The 19126-nt window shown below is 45.7% G+C and carries 17 protein-coding genes; 7 read left to right on the forward strand and 10 right to left on the reverse strand.

Annotated elements, in window-relative coordinates:
- Positions 1–4: 4 nt before the first annotated feature.
- Both PK654_RS21000 and PK654_RS21005 read left to right on the forward strand, forming a co-directional pair.
- Positions 5–1252 (forward strand): multidrug effflux MFS transporter, encoded by a 1248-nt coding sequence (locus PK654_RS21000; RefSeq protein ID WP_271699349.1) that lies wholly within the window; start codon positions 5–7, stop codon positions 1250–1252.
- A 41-nt stretch (positions 1253–1293) separates the two neighbouring features.
- On the forward strand, positions 1294–2091 hold the full coding sequence (locus PK654_RS21005; RefSeq protein WP_271699350.1) for an arylamine N-acetyltransferase family protein: 798 nt from the start codon (positions 1294–1296) through the stop codon (positions 2089–2091).
- Between the two features lie 18 nt (positions 2092–2109).
- Here PK654_RS21005 and PK654_RS21010 read toward each other — a convergent pair whose 3' ends face one another.
- Together PK654_RS21010 and PK654_RS21015 are read right to left on the reverse strand one after the other, a co-directional pair.
- Positions 2110–2319: a BrnA antitoxin family protein gene (locus PK654_RS21010; RefSeq protein ID WP_271699351.1), complete on the reverse strand. Its 210-nt coding sequence runs from the start codon at positions 2317–2319 to the stop codon at positions 2110–2112.
- A gap of 101 nt (positions 2320–2420) precedes the next feature.
- The gene (locus PK654_RS21015) at positions 2421–3569 is read right to left on the reverse strand and encodes a benzoate/H(+) symporter BenE family transporter (RefSeq protein WP_271699352.1); all 1149 of its coding nucleotides are present in this window, start codon (positions 3567–3569) and stop codon (positions 2421–2423) included.
- A gap of 101 nt (positions 3570–3670) precedes the next feature.
- Here PK654_RS21015 and PK654_RS21020 point away from each other — a divergent pair, with 101 nt between their 5' ends.
- The gene (locus PK654_RS21020; protein ID WP_271699353.1) at positions 3671–4210 is read left to right on the forward strand and encodes a helix-turn-helix domain-containing protein; all 540 of its coding nucleotides are present in this window, start codon (positions 3671–3673) and stop codon (positions 4208–4210) included.
- Positions 4211–5161: 951 nt separating this feature from the next.
- Positions 5162–5611, forward strand: coding sequence for a helix-turn-helix domain-containing protein (locus PK654_RS21025; protein ID WP_271699355.1), 450 nt, complete (start codon positions 5162–5164; stop codon positions 5609–5611).
- Between the two features lie 29 nt (positions 5612–5640).
- Here PK654_RS21025 and viaA read toward each other — a convergent pair whose 3' ends face one another.
- Positions 5641–7083 (reverse strand): ATPase RavA stimulator ViaA, encoded by a 1443-nt coding sequence (gene viaA / locus PK654_RS21030; protein ID WP_271699357.1) that lies wholly within the window; start codon positions 7081–7083, stop codon positions 5641–5643.
- Between the two features lie 8 nt (positions 7084–7091).
- The gene (locus tag PK654_RS21035) at positions 7092–8753 is read right to left on the reverse strand and encodes an ATPase RavA domain-containing protein (protein WP_271699358.1); all 1662 of its coding nucleotides are present in this window, start codon (positions 8751–8753) and stop codon (positions 7092–7094) included.
- Between the two features lie 321 nt (positions 8754–9074).
- Here PK654_RS21035 and PK654_RS21040 point away from each other — a divergent pair, with 321 nt between their 5' ends.
- Together PK654_RS21040 and ltaE are read left to right on the forward strand one after the other, a co-directional pair.
- Positions 9075–9590, forward strand: a complete 516-nt coding sequence (locus PK654_RS21040; RefSeq protein WP_271699359.1) for an NUDIX hydrolase — start codon at positions 9075–9077, stop codon at positions 9588–9590.
- Between the two features lie 63 nt (positions 9591–9653).
- On the forward strand, positions 9654–10661 hold the full coding sequence (ltaE, locus tag PK654_RS21045) for a low-specificity L-threonine aldolase (RefSeq protein ID WP_271699360.1): 1008 nt from the start codon (positions 9654–9656) through the stop codon (positions 10659–10661).
- A gap of 114 nt (positions 10662–10775) precedes the next feature.
- Here ltaE and PK654_RS21050 read toward each other — a convergent pair whose 3' ends face one another.
- From PK654_RS21050 to PK654_RS21060, 3 genes are read right to left on the reverse strand one after another with little or no spacing between them, the layout of a single operon-like run.
- Entirely contained in the window at positions 10776–13835 is a 3060-nt protein-coding gene (locus PK654_RS21050; RefSeq protein ID WP_271699361.1) for an efflux RND transporter permease subunit, read from the reverse strand.
- On the reverse strand, positions 13832–14908 hold the full coding sequence (locus PK654_RS21055; protein ID WP_271699362.1) for an efflux RND transporter periplasmic adaptor subunit: 1077 nt from the start codon (positions 14906–14908) through the stop codon (positions 13832–13834). The genes PK654_RS21050 and PK654_RS21055 overlap by 4 nt, the downstream gene beginning before the upstream one ends.
- Positions 14908–15978: an efflux RND transporter periplasmic adaptor subunit gene (locus PK654_RS21060; protein WP_271699363.1), complete on the reverse strand. Its 1071-nt coding sequence runs from the start codon at positions 15976–15978 to the stop codon at positions 14908–14910. The genes PK654_RS21055 and PK654_RS21060 overlap by 1 nt, the downstream gene beginning before the upstream one ends.
- Before the next feature lie 169 nt (positions 15979–16147).
- On the opposite strand from PK654_RS21060, the gene PK654_RS21065 reads away from it, so the two are divergent.
- Positions 16148–16879 (forward strand): TetR/AcrR family transcriptional regulator, encoded by a 732-nt coding sequence (locus PK654_RS21065; RefSeq protein ID WP_271699364.1) that lies wholly within the window; start codon positions 16148–16150, stop codon positions 16877–16879.
- Positions 16880–16915: 36 nt separating this feature from the next.
- Here PK654_RS21065 and PK654_RS21070 read toward each other — a convergent pair whose 3' ends face one another.
- The 3 genes from PK654_RS21070 to PK654_RS21080 all read right to left on the reverse strand — a co-directional run bounded on the left by PK654_RS21070 (position 16916) and on the right by PK654_RS21080 (position 19108).
- On the reverse strand, positions 16916–18190 hold the full coding sequence (locus PK654_RS21070) for a DEAD/DEAH box helicase (protein WP_271699366.1): 1275 nt from the start codon (positions 18188–18190) through the stop codon (positions 16916–16918).
- A 48-nt stretch (positions 18191–18238) separates the two neighbouring features.
- Entirely contained in the window at positions 18239–18823 is a 585-nt protein-coding gene (locus PK654_RS21075) for an acyl carrier protein phosphodiesterase (protein WP_271699367.1), read from the reverse strand.
- A gap of 162 nt (positions 18824–18985) precedes the next feature.
- Positions 18986–19108: a hypothetical protein gene (locus PK654_RS21080; RefSeq protein ID WP_271699368.1), complete on the reverse strand. Its 123-nt coding sequence runs from the start codon at positions 19106–19108 to the stop codon at positions 18986–18988.
- Positions 19109–19126: the final 18 nt, after the last annotated feature.

Consider the following 19126-nt stretch of genomic DNA (forward strand, 5'->3'; position numbering starts at 1 on the left):
ATTAATGAAGCAATTTCAAATGAGAGAACTCCCCTTTAAGGAGTTTGTCTCCATGATGGCACTTATGATGTCCATCACCGCCCTATCCATAGATGCCATTCTTCCTGCTCTCGAAGCCATTGCCTCTGATCTGGGTAGCGCAGACTCAAAAGATGCCCAGCAGTTTATCGTGGCTATTTTTGTTGGTATGGCGCTGGGTCAGCTACTGTTTGGCCCACTGTCCGACTCCATCGGCAGGCGTCCGGCTGTTGTGAGTGGTTATGTCATTTTTGTAGCGGCCAGCTTAATAGCTATCTATGCCTCTGATCATCAGGCCATGCTCTGGGCCCGCTTTTTACAAGGGTTCGGACTGGCAGCACCTAAAGTTATCTCTGTTGCTATTATTCGTGACCTGTACAAAGGGCGCACCATGGCACGGGTGATGTCCTTTATTATGATGGTATTTATTCTGGTCCCTATGCTTGCTCCCCTGCTTGGTCAACTTGTTATGCATATTGCTAACTGGCAGGCGATATTCTGGGTAGTACTTCTGGTCAGTATGATTTCCCTTAGCTGGTATCTGCTGCGCCAGCAAGAGACACTGGAGCCAGAGAACCGCACCGGTTTATCGGCAAAAGCCATGTTTGAGGCACTAAAATTTGTGCTGAGCAACCGCCAGTCTGTGGGCTACACTGTTGCAGCCGGCATTATATCTGGTCCGTTTATATTCTATTTAAGCTCTGCCTCGCACTTACTGGCCGATTCATATCAGTTAAAAGAGTGGTTTCCTATCTACTTTTCAGCACTGACCATCTCTTTCGCCATTGCATCATTTATTAATGGCAAGAGAGTGATGAAGTTGGGTATGCGCTATATTTCGCGTTTTGCCCTCACCATTATCACCGTTAGTGCCACGGTATTTCTGCCCGTTGCATTTTTCTATCAGGGACATCCGCCTCTGGAAGCACTGACCGTCTATTTTATATTTACGTTTTTCTCGCTAGCATTGATTTTCGGTAACCTTAACTCGCTGGCGATGGAGCCTCTGGGACAGTTTGCCGGTTTAGGTTCTGCCATTGTCGGCTGCCTTACCACCATTATTTCAGCCGCTCTGGCCGTTATTATTGGTTCGTTTTATGAAGGGTCAGTATTCCCGCTGGTAACCGGATTTGCACTAGCCGGAGCAAGTAGCCTTACCATTGCTTTCTGGACAGACAAAAAGGGAAACCGTGAATCAGAAGAGGCACTCTCATTACAAAGCAAAGAACTTTAACTAACACCTGCATCACAATGATTGCAACTAAGGAGAAGGCTATGAACCCGGATACGTTAAATAGCTATTTTCATAGAATTGGTTTATCGGATAAACCAACTGCGAGCTTAGATTCACTTAAACAGATTCACCGTTTACAACACAAAAGCATGCCTTTTGAAAATTTTGATGTAGTTAATGGCAAGGCGATCAAGCTGACGGAAGAAGCACTGGTCCAGAAGCTAGTGAGAGAAAACCGCGGCGGCTACTGCTTTGAGTTAAACGGCTTGCTCTACTCTGTACTTAACACCATAGGTTTTCAAGTCAGGCCTTTGCTGGGAAGAGTTCATCTGTCGGAACAAGCAACCGGACGGGGACACAGGGTTAATCTGGTTACTATAGATGACAAGCAGTGGCTGGTGGACGCCGGTTTTGGCGCACAAACACCTAGAGAGCCCCTGCCGTTAGAGCTGAATAAAACTCTCTCTACGGATATTCAGACTTTCAGGTTTATTGAAGATAAGCACTATGGTGTGATGCTTCAAACCGAAGGGGAAGACGGCTGGAGCAATATGTATAGTCTGGATATGGGGCATGTCTGCCAGGGAGATATCGATTACGGCAATCACTACACTTCCACCAGCCCGGACTCGGTATTTACCAATAAGTGTGTCGCCTCCCTTCGTACAGAGAGTGGCGCTATCACCTTGTTAAATAACAGGCTAAAGATAAAAGAGGGTGACAGTAGCCGGGAGATGATTTTAAATTGTGAGGCGGGTTATTTTGCTGCACTCAAAGAGTATTTCGGAATTGCTCCTGATGTGCCTTACCACAAAATAGAAGCTTTTTTTGACCAATAATTAATGTTAGAAAATGGGCTATTCCCAGTCCATTTTCAGCTCTCTGTTGTTTTCCGCACAGTCTTTAAGATAAAGGTTAATCAGATTTTGATAAGGCACACCGCTCTTTTCCGACAACGCCTTAAAGTAGTCAATAACTTCTTCATCTAATCGGATAGTAATCTGTTTTTTTATCTTTTTGGCATAAGGGTTTGCCATAGATTGATCAAATTTGTAATTATCACGCATAACGAAACTCCTCAGATTTGAAAAGGCAATTCTAGCTGGTTAATAACGGAAACAGCCTGCCTTATTCATATCCTTCGGCTCACTTCAAATATCAGAAAATACTAGCGTTTAATTCTGAGGTAAGTAATACCAACCAACAGCCCCCAGAGTGTTGAGCCTACTCCAAGGAAGCTGACACCGGACAAGGTAATCAAAAAGGTAAATAGAGCCGCGTCCCTGTAGACCTCTTTTTGAAAGGCGGTTTGCAGACACATCAGCAAAGTTCCCAAAAGGGCAAAACCGGCCAGAATTTTAGTTACCTCCTGAGGAAGAAGCAGAAACAGAGAGACAACTGAAGAGGCGAACAGGCCAGCTAACAGATAGAAAATGCCCGCCCAGATAGCAGCGCGGTAACGCTGTGACTTGTCAGCGTCGACCTCTTCGTTCATACAGATAGCCGCTGAGATTGCAGCAAGGTTAACGCTAAAGCCTCCAAAAGGAGCCGCAAGAAGATTAACAGTGCCTGTCCCTTTAAGAATTGCCTTTACCGGAGCCTGATAACCATAACTTTGCATCATAGCGATGCCGGGCAGATTTTGAGACAACATGGTAATCAGGTAGAGAGGCACGGCTAAGTTAATCATTGCCGCCAGATCAAAACCGGGCATCAGCCAGACAGGTTGAGCCACGGAAAACTCGCTAGTTTGTAAGCCAGTTCCATCCATTACGACGGTAAAAGCAATACCAACCAGCAGCAAAATCAGCATCATATATTTAGGGATAAACCGTTTCGCTAACAAAAATGCACTAAACATTATCATGAATAGTACCGGCATCTGCGTAATGGTCTGAAAACTTCCCAGACAGAAAGGCAATAAAATGGCCGCGAGCATCGCCGTACCCAGTTGCGGAGGAATACGTTCAAGAGCTTTGCTTAAAGGGGAAATAAGTCCGGTAAGGAAAATCAGCAATCCCGAAATAATAAATGCACCGATAACCGATGAAAGCTCATAATCACCTGAAGCACCCGCCAGCATTACCGCCCCCGGAGTGGACCATGCCGTTAACAGCGGTGCTTTGTAGTACCAGGAGTAAGCTATTGAGGTGATGCCCATCGCAACACCTAGTGCCAGTAACCAGCTTTCCGTTTGAGTTGCAGTCGCGCCCGCTGCTGTCGCCGCCTGAATAACAATAACCACCGAACTGGTGTAACCAATCAGTATTGCAGTAAAACCGGCCGAGATATGGCTCAAATTAAATAGCTTTTTCATCTTTGCTTTCCCTGTTCTGAGGAATATAATTTAGCAATCCGTGCGCTATTACGCACAAAAAAGATAGCACAGTGCGTTATAACGCACAAAGAGTTTTTATAATGAGTGATTCTGTATTTAAAACTGAAATAGCCAGCCACCTGAAAAGTGAACGCAAAAAGAAAGGCCTGAGTCTGGATGCCACTTCTAAGCTAACAGGCGTCTCAAAAGCTATGCTGGGGCAGATTGAAAGAGGCGAATCCAGCCCGACTATTTCGACCCTATGGAAGATAGCCAGTGGGCTGGAAACCTCCTTTTCAGCCTTCTTTGCAAACGAACCCAACTTAAGATCCAACGAACTGACTTTTCCCGATGATGCCCGCATGCAGGTAACGACTCTGTTCCCCTATAAAACGGATTCCGGGATGGAGATGTTCGAAATCACCCTGACAGACTTCCATCAGCAGATGTCATCACCACATGGCGTCGGAGTGATCGAACATGTTCATGTACTTAAAGGCAGGTTAAAGCTGTTTTTTGATAACCAGTGGCATGAGTTTAGTGAAGGGGAAAGTGTCCGTTTCTTTAGTGATCAACCCCATGGCTATCAGGCAGAAAGCGAAACGGTAACTTTCCAGAATATTGTTTGTTATCCGAGGTAGTTAATAAGCAACATGTGTTTGCATAGACTATGTCTTTACTAAGTTATACAAAGGAGCTTTAAATACATTTTAAATGTCATATATCGATTGCGTTTCACGGATATGTAAGTATCTCACTTATAGGTGTAACAAAGCTAGTTAATGATGTTATTGTAAATAATATGACTCACATTTCTTCTTGTGGTTTAAATTACATAGAGTTAACCTCTTATCTTTATTAAACATATAGAAACCGCTAGAGTTATGATTAAACTTGTATGGGCAGTCGCTTGGAGAACATGCATTGGGTTCACTATTGCAAGTAAAGTTGGAGGCACACTTGATTATGCAAGTGATGTGAAACAAGTAAATGCCATTCTATTTATAGACATAATAACAATAGCTGCCTCATTGATACTATCATCAATTTATGTTTATAAAACAAGACATAAGTACTTATCAAAAACCTAAATTAAACCAACAAAATGAACTACTTACCTCACCTTTTAGCTAGAAAATTTCATGCTTTTTCTAGTATTTCTCTACTTAAGTCATTTTTTATATCACTAATGCTCAGCCTCCTTTTACTTCTCATATTTGTTGCTAGTGATGGAAATATAGTAGCTATGCTGCTGGCTTCTGGCGCTGTGACTTTTTTTATTTCAGGTATAATGGCTAGTAAATATTACTCAATGAGGCCCATAATTTTCACTAATCCAGTTATTGTTCAGCTTTCTACGTACAACATAACAACTATAATCTTCAGGGTAGTTAAAGGGAGTGCAGATATCATTGCCTCCCTATTTTTTCACTACATGTTGTTATGTTCAGCGGGGTTAATACTAGCTCCATTTTTCTTGATTTTTATTAATTAATATAAAAATTGACTTTACGCTATCCATCGATGACATTTGTATCATTCTGATATAGAGTTTTCGGCAAGCTTAACACTGTTGTCTTAGAGATAAAGTCATGAGCACGAGCTACCACTACAAAGAGTGTGGATTGCAGAATGTATACTTAAAGAATGGCTACCAGTTAGAAGTCATTGATGATGAAGAGTACTTCAGTGTCGATGATGTTCACGGTTTACACAATGCCATTGCGATACAACTTGCCGAAAAACCTACGGCTTTAACTGGCGCTGAGTTTAAATATTTACGAGTGCACTTCAATCACTCCCGCAGAGTTTTAGGAGAACGGCTTGGAGTAGATCAGCAAACTATCGGCCGATGGGAAAAAGAAGAAACCGCTATCCCCAAAACCGTTGATGTCACAATGCGGCTATTACTACTTGAATCATTGAATAAAGATAGCAATATCAGCGAGCTGCTAGTTAATCTGGCGGAGAATGAGGCTAGCGAACTAATGTCAGAAATCATTCTGGAAGAAGTCGACCACCACTGGCTTAAAGCGGTATAAATGTCTTAACAAACCTTTCCGATAGTACTCTACCACTTCTTAATCAATCGTCCCATCAGGTTAGGATGATATGACCAGCAGTGGTCGAACATAGCCATCAATTGCGGATTGCCGTATTTGGACAGGCTGATGGCGTGGAAGCGGTTGTGGCCTTTTTGTAGGCTTTGTACCTGTTCCAGTATGGCTTCAGGTTGTTTCGGTGCGATAAAGTCAGACAGCACCACCATATCGGCGTTGCGGTATTTTCCTTCGCTCATCAGCTCTACAGATTTAATCAGTACAGGATCTAAATCCGTACCACCGTGGAACTGGTAAGAGAGAAAATCGCTCGCTTCGCGCAGGCCGTCCTGACGGGTCAGCTCGTAAGTGATTTGCTCGGTAGAGAATAGAATAACGTAGCAGTCGCGCTCTTCCGCCAGTGCAATTTGCATCAGGGCATAAGCCATCGCCTTGGCACACTGCTCGGGAAAACCGCTCATAGAGCCGGAAGCGTCTACACAGAGAATAAACGGCCCTTTTTCAATATCGGCCTGTCTGTTATCCGGCTTCTGGGATTTTACTTTTCTCAGCTTGCGCGACTTACCCTGCATCTTATAGTTCATCAGACGCTTATCGACTAAGTGTTTGTAAAACACCACTTCCAGTTCCGGATAGGCCAGAAACATGGCTTCATTAGGCAACATACGGTTCAGGTCATCGCTGGCATGAATGCCGACGATATCGTCCGTTGCTTCATCGCTCTTCTCTTCCACCATTTTCAGGTCATCAGCAGGGTTAATCTGCAGGCTTGGATCGCTTACTTCACTGGCCATACGTCCCAGTTTCTCAGCTATCTCCTGCAACTGCTGGTTTTTCTTCAGAAACTCCGCGTAACGCTTGATGGTTTTTACATCACCTTTGGAAAGCTTAGCCGCCGCCATATCCCATAGGCGACCGATACTTCCCGCCTCGCCCGCTTCTGTCACCTTATCCATGCTTTTCATGGTTTCGATACGCTGATACAGATCAGCAAGAAACTTCTCTTTATCCGATTCCAGCGCGGCTATTTCTGCCTGCTTAATGGAGTTAGACAGGCTCTTGTACCACTGTTCGCAAAAGTAGTGAGGGAAGACAGGGTTATGAATACCCTTGTTCCGGGCAAGCAGTTTTTTTGCCCGGCTCTTAAACGGAGAGTGTTCAAGCTGATTAACAATATCGCCGATCTGCTCAAAGAAGGTCTCTTCATCCCAGTGAATGACTTTCTGGTAGAGATTGAGTTCTTTCTGAAACTGCTCGGTTTCACACACGCGGGTAATCCGGCGTTTAACACTGCCGCGCCATTTATTGATATGACCTTTTACCGAGACTTTTAGGGCACGGTTTTCCGGCAGCATCAGTACTTGCGAACGGCCGATAAGATCATTCACGGCGGAATCAATAATGCCTGATTCCGCTACCATTAATGCAAGGTTAAGTCCGTCAGCGCCTAGCATGTGTCACCTTAAGCGAAAAACTGATTCAGATTTTTGATTCTCTGAATAGTTTTTTCGCTGCTCTCCTTCATCTCCTCCAACTGCTCTATTAACGACTGAAGGCTACTTTCCATTTTAGTAGGGATATCTGTATCTATAAATGCGTGCGGCAGGGCGCCGGTAAAGTCTGAACGTACCTTGCGCAGTGAATACTCCGCCTGAGTCAGCAGCGCAAATGCTTCTTTTGCTTTGCTGTTCCACTCTTCGTACTGCTTATCTGACAAGCCCTGACGGGTCACCAGTCCGGCTAAAACCGAACGGTTGGCGATATCTTTTACCACCAGATTATTGCTGGCGTTAAGGTCAAATCGGATACGACACATGCTGGAGTTCTGGTTTACATAACCATAGGCATCACCACCGCCCTCTTTGATCACTTTTTCCAGCTCATCTTTGGCCACATACACCCAGCGGCTATCGCCTTTTTCCGACTCATTAACTGACATATTGCTTTGCAGCAACACCAGCTTTAACAAGCCACGGGCGTTGCCTACTGAATAAGTTCTGGCTGTTGAAAGGTCAAACTGATACGCCTCTGTCTTTCTCAGCAGCTTATTCGACGCTTCCATTTCAAGGTGGATGCTGAACTCAAGTTCCAGCTCATCCTGAATCCGTTCCAATGCTTCTTTGCAGCCAGCAATCTGGCGGTGAATAACATGCTGGTCGAAAGCGTGATTAACAGCGAAATCGCGAATCACCTCATTGACCACTTCACGTGATTCAGGGCTATGCCATAAGCAGTCTTTTAGTAACAGAAGATCAAGAGGATTAATGGTATCGCGGCCATTAAAATAGGCACTCGCTTTCAGCAGTTTTACTGCTTTTTTCCAGCGACGGTCTGATACATACAAACCATGCTTGGTGTCATTCAGGCCAGAGCTCTCTGCTTTTTCTTCCAGCATGGTTTTCAGCTCGTAGAGCTTTTCAAAGCAGGTATCATTCAGTTCCAGCTTGTCCAGCTCTGTCTGCCAGAGATGATACTCTTCATCGGTTATTGCCAGCCCTTCAGGGATCTGAGCTTCCTGAATAGTCCCCACCGTCAGCATCGACTTAAAGTTCTGCTTGTTCTGAATACGGTCAACAAAAAGACGCACCAACATACGGTCATAAAGGGCTTCCAGTCCGCTGTCTTCGTCCGGCAGTTCATTTGATGCCGAAACTAACAAACGCATAGGTACCGGCTCTACATCGCTGCCGTTCTTGAAAATCTTCTCGTTCACGACCGTTAGCAGGGTATTCAGAATCGCCGGGCCGGCTTTCCAGATCTCATCCAGAAATACCACCTGCGCTTTTGGCAGGTAACCATCAGTCAGGCGTACATAACGGCCGTTATCTTTCAGCTCCTGAATACTTAGCGGGCCAAACACCTCTTCCGGAGTGGAAAAGCGGGTCATCAGATATTCAAAGTAACTGCTGTTATCAAAGGCCTGAATCAGGCGTTTGGCAATCAGGCTTTTTGCAATACCCGGGGGGCCTAATAAAAATACGCTCTCTCCGGCCAGTGCTGCTAACAAGCAGAGTTTAATGGTGTTTTCTCTTTCATATACACCATCAGAAAGGGCGTGAGCCAGTTTATTTATTCGTTCTGAAAGTAAGGCTTTTTGCGCATGGGAGGCTTGGGGAGCGAACATAAAAATTCCGTAATAGTTACTTTGACCAATCGGTAAATTATCGTTATAAGGCGTTGCAATTGTTATGAATTTGTTATCAACATCCAAGTATCAACGAATTGAATATAAAGTCCATGATTCATTAGGAAATAGTGTTAGATTGAACAATTTATCTGCAACAATTGTGTGTTTCGTCACCCTATGTTGTTTTACCGGTTTTCTTTTAAGTGACCTTGAAATAAGAGCCAGATGATATCAACATTTACTAAGCCATGGTTTTGTAACTTATCTATATTACTGAAATCTTATTTTCCTCTTTTCTATATGCACAAGGGGTTTCTCATGAAGAAAACCATCCACAGCTGGAAAAAACTCTCTCTGATTGAAGAGGACATTACCCTTCCCAACAAGCTGTCAGTTACCCATACTACTTTGCATCACCCCGGAGCCGTTATCATTCTGCCTGTTCTGGAGAACGGAGATATTCTGATGTTAAAGCAGTACCGCCCTTCCATTAAAGAGTGGATTACCGAACTGCCTGCCGGCACGCTGGAGCCGCACGAACTGCCGATTATGGCAGCCATGCGTGAGCTGGAAGAAGAGACCGGCTATAGCGCCCAAACCCTGATTCCGTTAGGTCAGCTACTTCCGGCGGCTGGCTTCTGCGATGAAATTCAGCATATGTTTCTCGGCAGAGAGCTGACAAAAACCGACGCACTTGAATGTGACGAAGATGAAGTGATTGAAGTTTTATCTTATTCGGTTGATTCTCTTGAGAAAATGGTGATAAATGGAGAGATAACAGATTCTAAGACGCTGGCCTGTTTGTATAAGGCTAAGCTAATCGGGTTGATATAGCGCCCGTAAACTTAAGTAACCCGTGCTCAGATTAAATAAAAGCCGATCATAAAAGGAATAACAATGGATTTTCGATCAGATACGGTCACCAGACCGACAGAAGCGATGCGTCAGGCAATGGCCAATGCAGAAGTAGGCGATGATGTTTATGGTGATGACCCGACAGTGAATGCCCTTGAGCAGTGGGCCGCTGAGCAACACGGTTTTGAAGCCGCTATCTTTACCTCCTCAGGAACACAAGCCAATCTGCTTGGCCTGATGTCTCACTGTGAAAGAGGAGACGAATATCTTTGTGGTCAGTTGGCACACAACTATAAGTACGAAGCAGGCGGTGCGGCCGTTCTTGGCTCTATTCAGCCTCAGCCTGTTGAGAACAATCCTGACGGCACAATCAGCTTTGATAAGCTGGAAGCGGCCATTAAGCCGGACGACTTTCACTTTGCCCGCACTAAGCTGCTCAGCCTGGAGAACACAATCAACGGTAAGGTCCTTCCTCTTTCCTATCTGAAGCAGGCGCGTGAGTTTGTAAACAAGCACAACCTTAAACTGCATCTGGATGGTGCCCGTGTCTACAACGCAGCTGTTGCTCTTGATGTGGATATTAAAGAGATTGCTTGTCACTTCGACTCTATGACTATCTGCTTGTCTAAAGGGTTGGCTGCGCCGGTTGGTTCCCTGCTACTTGGTGACAAGGAGCTGATAGAAAAAGCACGCCGCATTCGCAAGATGCTTGGCGGTGGTATGCGTCAGGCGGGTATTCTGGCGGCTGCGGGTAAGCTTGCACTGACTGAACAGGTCAGTCAGCTTGCTGTTGACCACGACAACGCGCAGAAGCTGGCTAAAGGACTAAGCAAGATTGGCGGCTTTAATGTCAATGCTGAGTTTGTTCAGACGAATCTGGTGTTTGCCAAACTGGATAAAGAGCTGGATATTCACGCCATCTCAGCCGCTTTAAAACAGCAAGGCATTCTGGTTTCTCCTTCGAACCCTGTACGCTTTGCCACCCATAAAGACATCAGCAGTGACGATATTGATACCTTGCTGACACAGCTCACCAGACTGACTGCATAACTGGCATAAAAAAAGCCCTGCCGGCAGTGGTGGCAGGGCTTAAGCAGGAATCCATTTCCTCTAGCCTATAACGTTATTTTTTATATATCCGGCGATCTCACCGGATATATGCGATTACGCTTTTTTCGGGCTCTTGATTCTGAACATAATGGCAAACATCACCGGCACAACAATCAATGTCAGGATGGTTGCAAAGCCCAGACCTGCCATAATGGTCACCGCCATCGAGCCGAAGAAGGCATCGAACATCAGCGGGATCATGCCCAGAATGGTCGTCAGTGCCGCCATACTTACCGGACGCACACGGCTGATAGCACTATGAATCACCGCGTTATAGGGCTCCCGCCCCTGCTCCAGCTCAAGGTTAATCTGATCAAGTAGTACGATACCGTTTTTCAGAATCATTCCGCTCAGGCTCAGTAAACCAAGGAAGGCGGTAAAGCTGAACGGCATATTAAAGCCAAGCAGACCAATGGAAACACCGATAATCGACAGAGGCACAGTAAACCAGATAACCAGCGACTTCTTGATTGAGTTAAACAGGAAGATGGTGATCATCAGCATGATTAGGTACCCCATCGGCAGCGACTTAAACAGCATATTCTGTGCGTCCGCTGATGACTCATACTCACCACCCCATTGCAGCTCATAACCTTCCGGTAAATCCAGCTGCTCAATCTTAGGCTGAACCCGGGCAAACAGGCTGGCCGGTGTTTCATCACCAAGAATATTGTGGTCAGCAAGCACAGTCAGAGTACGCTTTCTGTCTCTTCTCAGGATGAGCGGCTCTGACCACTGAAGATCAATACCGTCAATCACCTGCTCAATCGGAATATAAGTCTGCTTACTCGGACTGAAGATACCTAGGTTCTGAATAGTGTCGAAGTCAACCCGCTCCTCTTCCGGCAGACGGACAATAATCGGCAGCGACTGAGTACCATCACGGAACAGGCCTATGGTTGTACCGCCAAACGCCGTTTGCAGTGTATTGGAGAGATCTTCTTTGGAAACCCCCATACGACGCGCTTTTGACTCATTAAACAGAGGGACCAACTCTTTGGTACGCTCACGCCAGTTGTGACGAACGTTACGGGCACCCGGATCCTCATTCAGGATATCTTCGATCTGCACCGCGATTTCACGTAACACTTGCGGATCAGGGCCGGAAACTCGTGCCTCAATCTTAGAGGCCGGTGACGGGCCAAACTCAATCAGTTTGAACTGGAAAGTCGGCGCACTGAACTGCTCAGATAAGCTGTCATCCAGTTTATGCAGCAGGGCAAACATCTTCTCACGGTCAGTAGCACGAACCTGCAACTGAGCATAAGCTTCATAGCTTTTCTCCGGAGCATAGGTCAGGGCAAACCGTGGCAGACCCTGCCCAGCCGACGTGGTTACAAAAGCCACATCATCCTGTTGACGGATAAACTGCTCAACCTGCTTGGTTTTCTCTACAGTCTCACGAATATCGGTACCTTCCGGCATCCACATATCGACATAGAACATTGGCGTGTTCGATGCAGGGAAGAACTGCTGTTTAACATTACCAAAACCGATAACAGCAGCCACCAGCAGACCAATCATGCCAGCCACTGTCAGCCAACGGAATCGGATAGCAAACTTAAGCAATGAACCGAACAGCACATACATTGCCCCTTTATACGGGTCTACTTCTTCATCGTCATTCACTACACCGTCTTTCAACAGAAGGTCAGCAAGGAAAGGGGTCAGGGTCAATGCCGTTATCCAGCTAAGGAACAATGAGAAACAAAGAACCCAGAACAGCGAGCCCATAAACTCACCCGTGGCATCTTCTGACAAACCGATAGGGGCAAATGCGGTAATGGCAATAACCGTCGCGCCCAACAGCGGCCATTGAGTCTGCTTAACAATATCAGTGGCAGCCTGAAGCTTGGTTCTGCCCTTCTTCAGGCCGACCAATATACCTTCCACAACAACAATGGCGTTATCCACCAACATACCCAGTGCAATAATCAGGGCACCCAGTGAAATACGGTGAAGTTCGATATTGTTCAGCTTCATCAGAATAAAGGTACCGAGCACCGTCAGAAGCAACACGCTACCAATAATGAGTCCGCTACGGAAACCCATGGTAAACAGCAGTACCACAATAACGATACCAACTGCCTGACCAAGACTGACAATAAAGTCCTGAACCGATTTATCTACTTCCTGAGACTGGTTATAGAAGTAGTTAAGCTCAATACCGGCCGGTTTGATGTTTTCAATATCCGTCAGCTTAGCTTCAATGGCTTTACCCACTTCCACTACGTTTACCCCGGCAGCAAACGAGATACCAAGGTTAATGGCCTGCTTGCCGTTATAAGTCACCACATTACCCGGCTTCTCTTTAATACCACGGGTAACAGTGGCCACGTCTTTCAGGCGGATCAGGTTACCGGTATCACGGCCATGGATAATCAGGTTTTCCAGTGACTCAACGGAGTCCAACGTACCGCTCGGGCGGATAGCCAGCTTCTGGCCACTGATCATCATCTCACCAGACGAAACAACGCTGTTTTGCTGATTAAGCAGATTAATGACTGTCGAAAAATCAAGGCTTAGCGAAGCAAGACGATCAATAGACATCTCAACAAACAACTGCTCCTGCTGGTCACCAGTGATAGAGACTTTACCTACCCCTTCCACCAGCTCCAGCTCACGGCTTAGCAGGTCAGCATAGCGCTTTAGTTCAATGTAGTCGTAACCGTTACCGGTCAACATAACCATAATGCCGTAAACGTCACCGAAATCATCAATGATCTGTACCGAGTTTACTGCGGATGGCAGAGTCGGCTTCAGGTCATTCACCTTGCGACGCATCTCATCCCAGATCTGTGGCAATTCGTCCGGGCCGTACTGCATTTTCATGCTCACCATAATCTGCGACATACCGGCAGATGAGATAGAGGTGATGTTATCCACATAAGGTAACTGGCGTATCTCTTTTTCGATAGGATAAGTCAGCTCTTCTTCAACTTCAGTCGTAGTTGCTCCCGGATAGGTAGCGATAACTAAAGCGTCCTTGATGGTAAATGCCGGGTCTTCCAGACGACCAAGTCCGAAGAATGACTGAGTACCACCGATAGCCAGTATGACAAGAAACAACCAGCTAATGACTTTGTTTTTTATTGAATACTCTGCAATGCTCACTGTGGTTTACCCTCATTTGCTAAAGCGACCACAGCGTTATCACGCAGTTTTCTCAGGCCGGAGTTAACAATCTTATCTCCTGCCTTAATTCCTTTACTCACTAGTGCACCCATGCTGTTTATCTTGACGATATCTACCGGTACACGGTTAACCACACCATTGGTCACCTTCCAGATGTAAAACTCACCTTCTTTATTACCCGGATCGATAGCGGTCATCGGGATCTGATATCCCTGAATCACGCCCAGACCGGCAGCCACCATATCTACATCAAGGTTTGCGGTGGCACCGGGCAGAATCGCAGGGGTAACTTGGTCCATCTGCAACCAAAACTCATAAACATTACCGCCTTCAACCGGCTCACTCGAATGCTCATAATGCTTCAGAATATACTGCCCATCGTCACCGGAAAAAGTCGTTTTAACGGCGTATTCCCTGATCTCCCGATCCGGATTAATCATGGCCAACACCACATCTGAAATGGCAATTCGTACTCTGACAATATCATCACGATATACGCTCAGAATGGTTTCACCCGGGCTGACGCTTTCATAGGATTTTTTAGGTACCTCTGAAACATAGCCGTCAAAAGGAGCCACTAATCTTGTGTATTCGAGGCTGTTTTGCGCAGTCTGCAGTCTGACTTTTGCCAGTCTCAGGTTGGCGTTCAGTTCGTCATACTCTGACTGAGACACCATCTCTCTTTTCAGCAGGTCACTACCGCGACGATACTGTTTCAGGGCAAGATCGTACTGAACCTGTGCATCACTCAACTGCTGACGCAGTTTATCTGAGTCCAGTTTTGCCAACAGTTCGCCCTTAGTCACCTTCTGACCGGCGCGAACCATAATGCCTTCCAGCTCACCAGCGACACGAAACGACAGTGGTGTCAGGTCCGCGGGCATCACCTGCCCTTTAAAGCTGCGGAACTGGCTGTCTACCGGTTTCTCTATGGTGATCGCCGATACGGTCAGCGGCTTTCTTGGTTCGATAACCTTCTCTTCTCCGCAGCCCTGAAGCAACAAAGCACCGGCCATCACTAAAAATAGTTTATTTACTGTTTTCATCTGCATCAGATCCCACCTTCACGTGTCCAGGCTCTTACAACCTGACCTTCATGCAGATCTTTCGCACCTGCGATGACGACCATATCTCCCGAATTCAGGCCGCTAATAACAGCGCCAAACTGATCCAGTTCTAACTCTGTTTCAACCACCGAGTTGGTTTCCTTAACAAAACGCCACACTTTACCCTTGTTGCCCTGCTTAGAAATCCATGCATCTTCAGGAAGCATCAGCCCTGTCTGCGCCTTCTCGTTACGGATCAGCACCTGACCTGTCATTCCGGTAAGAATATTCAGGCTGTCAGGACGCAAAATAGAAACTGTCGCAGAGTAGCTATTAGTGTCAGCATCGGGCTGGGTTGACATTTCTTTAAACCGTGCCGGAATCGCAATACTGTTGTGAACATCAAATACTACGGCGTACTCTTTTTCAGGAAGCGTAATTACACCCACCTCTTTTACATAAGGGACCGGTAGTGAAATATCGATATCAAGCTGATCATTATTGATGATGTTCAGAATTTGCTGTTTAGCACCAACATACTGGTGTGTTTTAACAAAACTAAGGGAAACAATACCGCTATAAGGGGCCGTGATTTTGGTATAGCCTAAATCTGTTATTGCCTGCTGAAGTGTTGCATCGGCTGTTTTAAAGGCCGTTTCTGACTGATCAAAAGTATCCGCACTAATCAACTTTTTACTAAACAGTTGCTTATTACGTTCAAAACGTGTCTCAGCCAAATCATATTGTGCCTGTGCGGCGTCTACTGCCAGTTGGTAATCATTTGGATCCAGCTCCGCCAGTAACTGACCTTTTTCTACCTTTTCACCTTCACGGATATCAAATGTCTTTATCACACCCGGAACCTGAAACGAGAGCTGCGATCGCTCCCCTGCATCTACTTCTGCCAGAAACGAATCGAACTGAGACGCTCGCAAATCCGGCACTTGCAATAACTTCACCGGCTTAACAACCTCTTCCTGCACCTCTGATTTAGCAGGAAAACATCCGGCTAAAAACAGGCCGCTTGCTGCCAGCAAAGCCACTTTATAAACAGTAACAAAGGCTCTATCTTTCACCTTGTCCTCTCCCATTAGTCAAAAAAAGTGTAACTTTTTATTACACACACGTGCAGTATATGTTTAATTAGGATAATATCAATACTTATTTTCCATGCGGACAATAAAATTAAATGACGAAACAATGAAAATTTGGTAAAACGTGTTGGTCGTAAATGAGAAGTACAAAATGGCTGAAAGAAAGCAAGGGCGACGCAGCGCTCAAACTGCGGAAGAGACAAAAATGCACATACTGTGCGTAGCCGGCAGCATGTTCTGTAAATATGGCTTCGAAAAAGTCTCATTAAGAAACATTAGTGAATCTGCCGGTGTATCACATAGCCTGATCCGCCACCACTTCGGCAGCAAAGAGCAGATCTGGTATGCCATCAGTGATGCACTACACGATTATATGAAAGAGTATATAGCACAGCTGATTAGCGAGTTCCCTCAGAGCAAACCTGCTAATGTTCTGTTATATACTTTCGCTGTCAGGCTGTTGGCTCATGCCCTTAAAGTTCCTTACCCTATCCAGTTTGCGGCCGATGCGGTCAGACAGGAAGGTGAGTTTTTTGATTACTTTATTGATCAGCAGGGTAAATTTGAAGACATTATGTTCGCCCTGACCGACAGGCACAATGAAGAGCACCCTGACAACCCCATCAGTATGTATGAAGTAAAGTGGCAGTTGATAATGAATGCTCACGGCGCTACCAGCCTGAAGCCACTGCTTGGAGAGATCTGGAAAGAGCAGACCAACGATCCGGATCAGGCTTTATATAACCACTGGAATCTGTTTAATAAGCAGATGGTTCGCTATCTGGAAGTCCCTCAGGACGAGGTTTTACAGCCAGATAGTCTTGATGACTTGCTATTACCGCTCTGCTGTAAATTTGAAGAGCACGTCTGCCAGGACGTATAACAAATAACCCCGCCTCATAAAGAGGCGGGAAATCCATCAGCGCTTTTTACCTCTGTGCTGATGAATCTTTAATTTTGCCTTCATCTTCCTTTTTTCAGAAGAACGACTGCGCCTTTTTGTTGGTCGGTCATTGTCTGTCTCTTCAATCAGGCTAGGTTCAAAGCCTTGTAACCACTCTTGCGGTAGCTTTTTATCCAAAAGGTTTTCAATTGCCGTGAGCAAATACTCTTCGTCACGACACATTAATGAAATGGCTATGCCCTCTTTACCGGCACGGCCTGTGCGGCCAATACGGTGAATATAATCTTCTGCTTTATAAGGCATATCGAAGTTTACCACCGCTTCGAGTTCCTGAATGTCTATACCCCGGGCAGCAACATCCGTTGCAATCAGGGCACGGACAGCACCGGATTTAAAGTCATCCAGCGCTTTCTGTCTGGCTCCCTGGCTTTTATCGCCATTGATCGAAGCGGCTTTAATACCGTCCAGTTTCAGTTCTTTAACCAGAGCATCCGAGCCTTGCTTGGTTTTAGTAAATACCAAAGCCTGCTGCCAGTTACGCGACCCAATCAGATAAGCGAGCAGTTCTGATTTGCGTTTTTTATCCACCGGATACACCATCTGGGTAACGGAATCTACTGTGCTGTTTTGCGGCGTAACTTGTACTTCGACAGGCTGCTGCAGAATCCGGTAGGCCAGTTTTTTAATCCGGTTATCAAATGTGGCTGAAAACAGCAAGGTTTGCCGCTGCTGCGGCAGTTTCTTGATGATTCGCTGAATATCCGGCAAAAAGCCCATATCTAACATACGGTCTGCTTCATCCAGAACTAAAGACGATGTAGTTCGCAAATCGATGGTTTTGGTATAAGCATGGTCAAGCAAGCGCCCCGGCGTGGCCACCAGAATATCAGCGCCGTTTTTCAGATTATCGCGCTGGACATTAATGCTGGTTCCGCCGTAAGCAACAACAATATTAATATTCGTGTCGGCGGCATACTCCTTCAGGCTGGTAAACACTTGTTGAGCCAGCTCGCGGGTAGGAACCAAAACCAGTGAGCGAACGCTTTTGTCTCTTTCACCACCTTCATAGCCGGTTTCAAGCAACTGCTGAATAAGAGGTAAACCAAATGCTGCGGTTTTTCCTGTTCCGGTCTGTGCACCCGCCAGAACATCTTTACCTTCCAGCACATAAGGAATGGCTTGTTGCTGAATTGGTGTAGGCTGTTTAAAACCAAGCTCTGTCAGCCGGGAAGTAACAACATCAGACAGTGGGAGATCGGAGAAAGAGATATCTTTAAGCTCTTTAAGCATTGCAGTCACCTGAGTAGCAGTCACCTGAAAAATCGGGCGGCGATTGTATCAGAAGTTAACCGCTTGCTTAAGCAGATCAGGGTATAAATCAGTAAACAGCTCATTTAGCTGAGAGTAATGACTCTCCAGCGTGCCATAACATTCGGCAACGGAAGTCATTCTGGCTGAACGCTGGGAAATACGCCTTAGTGCAAAACGGATGTTATCCATTTCTGTGTATGACAGCAGCCATTGATCCTGCCACATAGACTCAGTGACTCTAAGATAACGTTCAGGAAGGTTCTCTATCGTGTAATCGCACTGCTGCTGCATGCGGCGACAAAACTGCTGTAGTGATTCACCGGCAGGTTGTAAATGGTAGCTCTGCCAGTTGCTTGCCAGGCAGTGATCCCAGAATACGTCCAGTGCGATGGGGGCAAAACGTCTTAGCGGAGGCGGGAAACAGTGTTTCGCCTGTTTCATTAATGGGTGTTGATCAGTGTAACTATCAACAAAGCGGTGCAGTTTTATTCCCTGCACAATTTGAGCAGGAAATTTCCCTGTCGGATCACCTTTGATAAAATCGCCTAATAAATTACCGGCAATATCACTGCTGCAATAATCGGCAATATGTATGTGGGCTAAATAGTTCATTAACCTTTATGCACTTGATTACTTATATTCAAAGACAACAAAATTAATGACATTTAATAGTCCTACAAAAAACAGGGTTAATTGCAAAAACTAAAACCACTAATGGGTTTTAATTAATATTTATTAGCTAAACCAGCCAAAAAGATAAATATTGATCAAGGCTTAGTTTGCACAAGTCGACTCTGCAGCTTGCTCAGCTTCTGCCTGATAGTCAGTTAATTCAAAGCCGATTTCCAGAGCATCAAGGAGCTCAAGACCCTCACTGTTCATACTGCTCTCGTTCATTAACGATTCCTTTGTCTG

Source organism: Vibrio sp. SCSIO 43137, from assembly GCF_028201475.1.
In the GTDB taxonomy this organism is placed as follows: Bacteria; Pseudomonadota; Gammaproteobacteria; order Enterobacterales; family Vibrionaceae; genus Vibrio.

Coding starts and splice junctions, on each gene's coding strand:
- PK654_RS21010 (WP_271699351.1), bottom strand. CDS start 2,319: ATGCGTGATAATTACAAATTTGATCAATCTATGGCAAACCCTTATGCC.
- PK654_RS21055 (WP_271699362.1), bottom strand. CDS start 14,908: ATGCAGATGAAAACAGTAAATAAACTATTTTTAGTGATGGCCGGTGCT.
- PK654_RS21015 (WP_271699352.1), bottom strand. CDS start 3,569: ATGAAAAAGCTATTTAATTTGAGCCATATCTCGGCCGGTTTTACTGCA.
- PK654_RS21025 (WP_271699355.1), top strand. CDS start 5,162: ATGAGCACGAGCTACCACTACAAAGAGTGTGGATTGCAGAATGTATAC.
- viaA (WP_271699357.1), bottom strand. CDS start 7,083: ATGCTAGGCGCTGACGGACTTAACCTTGCATTAATGGTAGCGGAATCA.
- PK654_RS21035 (WP_271699358.1), bottom strand. CDS start 8,753: ATGTTCGCTCCCCAAGCCTCCCATGCGCAAAAAGCCTTACTTTCAGAA.
- PK654_RS21020 (WP_271699353.1), top strand. CDS start 3,671: ATGAGTGATTCTGTATTTAAAACTGAAATAGCCAGCCACCTGAAAAGT.
- PK654_RS21000 (WP_271699349.1), top strand. CDS start 5: ATGAAGCAATTTCAAATGAGAGAACTCCCCTTTAAGGAGTTTGTCTCC.
- PK654_RS21070 (WP_271699366.1), bottom strand. CDS start 18,190: ATGCTTAAAGAGCTTAAAGATATCTCTTTCTCCGATCTCCCACTGTCT.
- ltaE (WP_271699360.1), top strand. CDS start 9,654: ATGGATTTTCGATCAGATACGGTCACCAGACCGACAGAAGCGATGCGT.
- PK654_RS21040 (WP_271699359.1), top strand. CDS start 9,075: ATGAAGAAAACCATCCACAGCTGGAAAAAACTCTCTCTGATTGAAGAG.
- PK654_RS21080 (WP_271699368.1), bottom strand. CDS start 19,108: ATGAACGAGAGCAGTATGAACAGTGAGGGTCTTGAGCTCCTTGATGCT.
- PK654_RS21005 (WP_271699350.1), top strand. CDS start 1,294: ATGAACCCGGATACGTTAAATAGCTATTTTCATAGAATTGGTTTATCG.
- PK654_RS21075 (WP_271699367.1), bottom strand. CDS start 18,823: ATGAACTATTTAGCCCACATACATATTGCCGATTATTGCAGCAGTGAT.
- PK654_RS21065 (WP_271699364.1), top strand. CDS start 16,148: ATGGCTGAAAGAAAGCAAGGGCGACGCAGCGCTCAAACTGCGGAAGAG.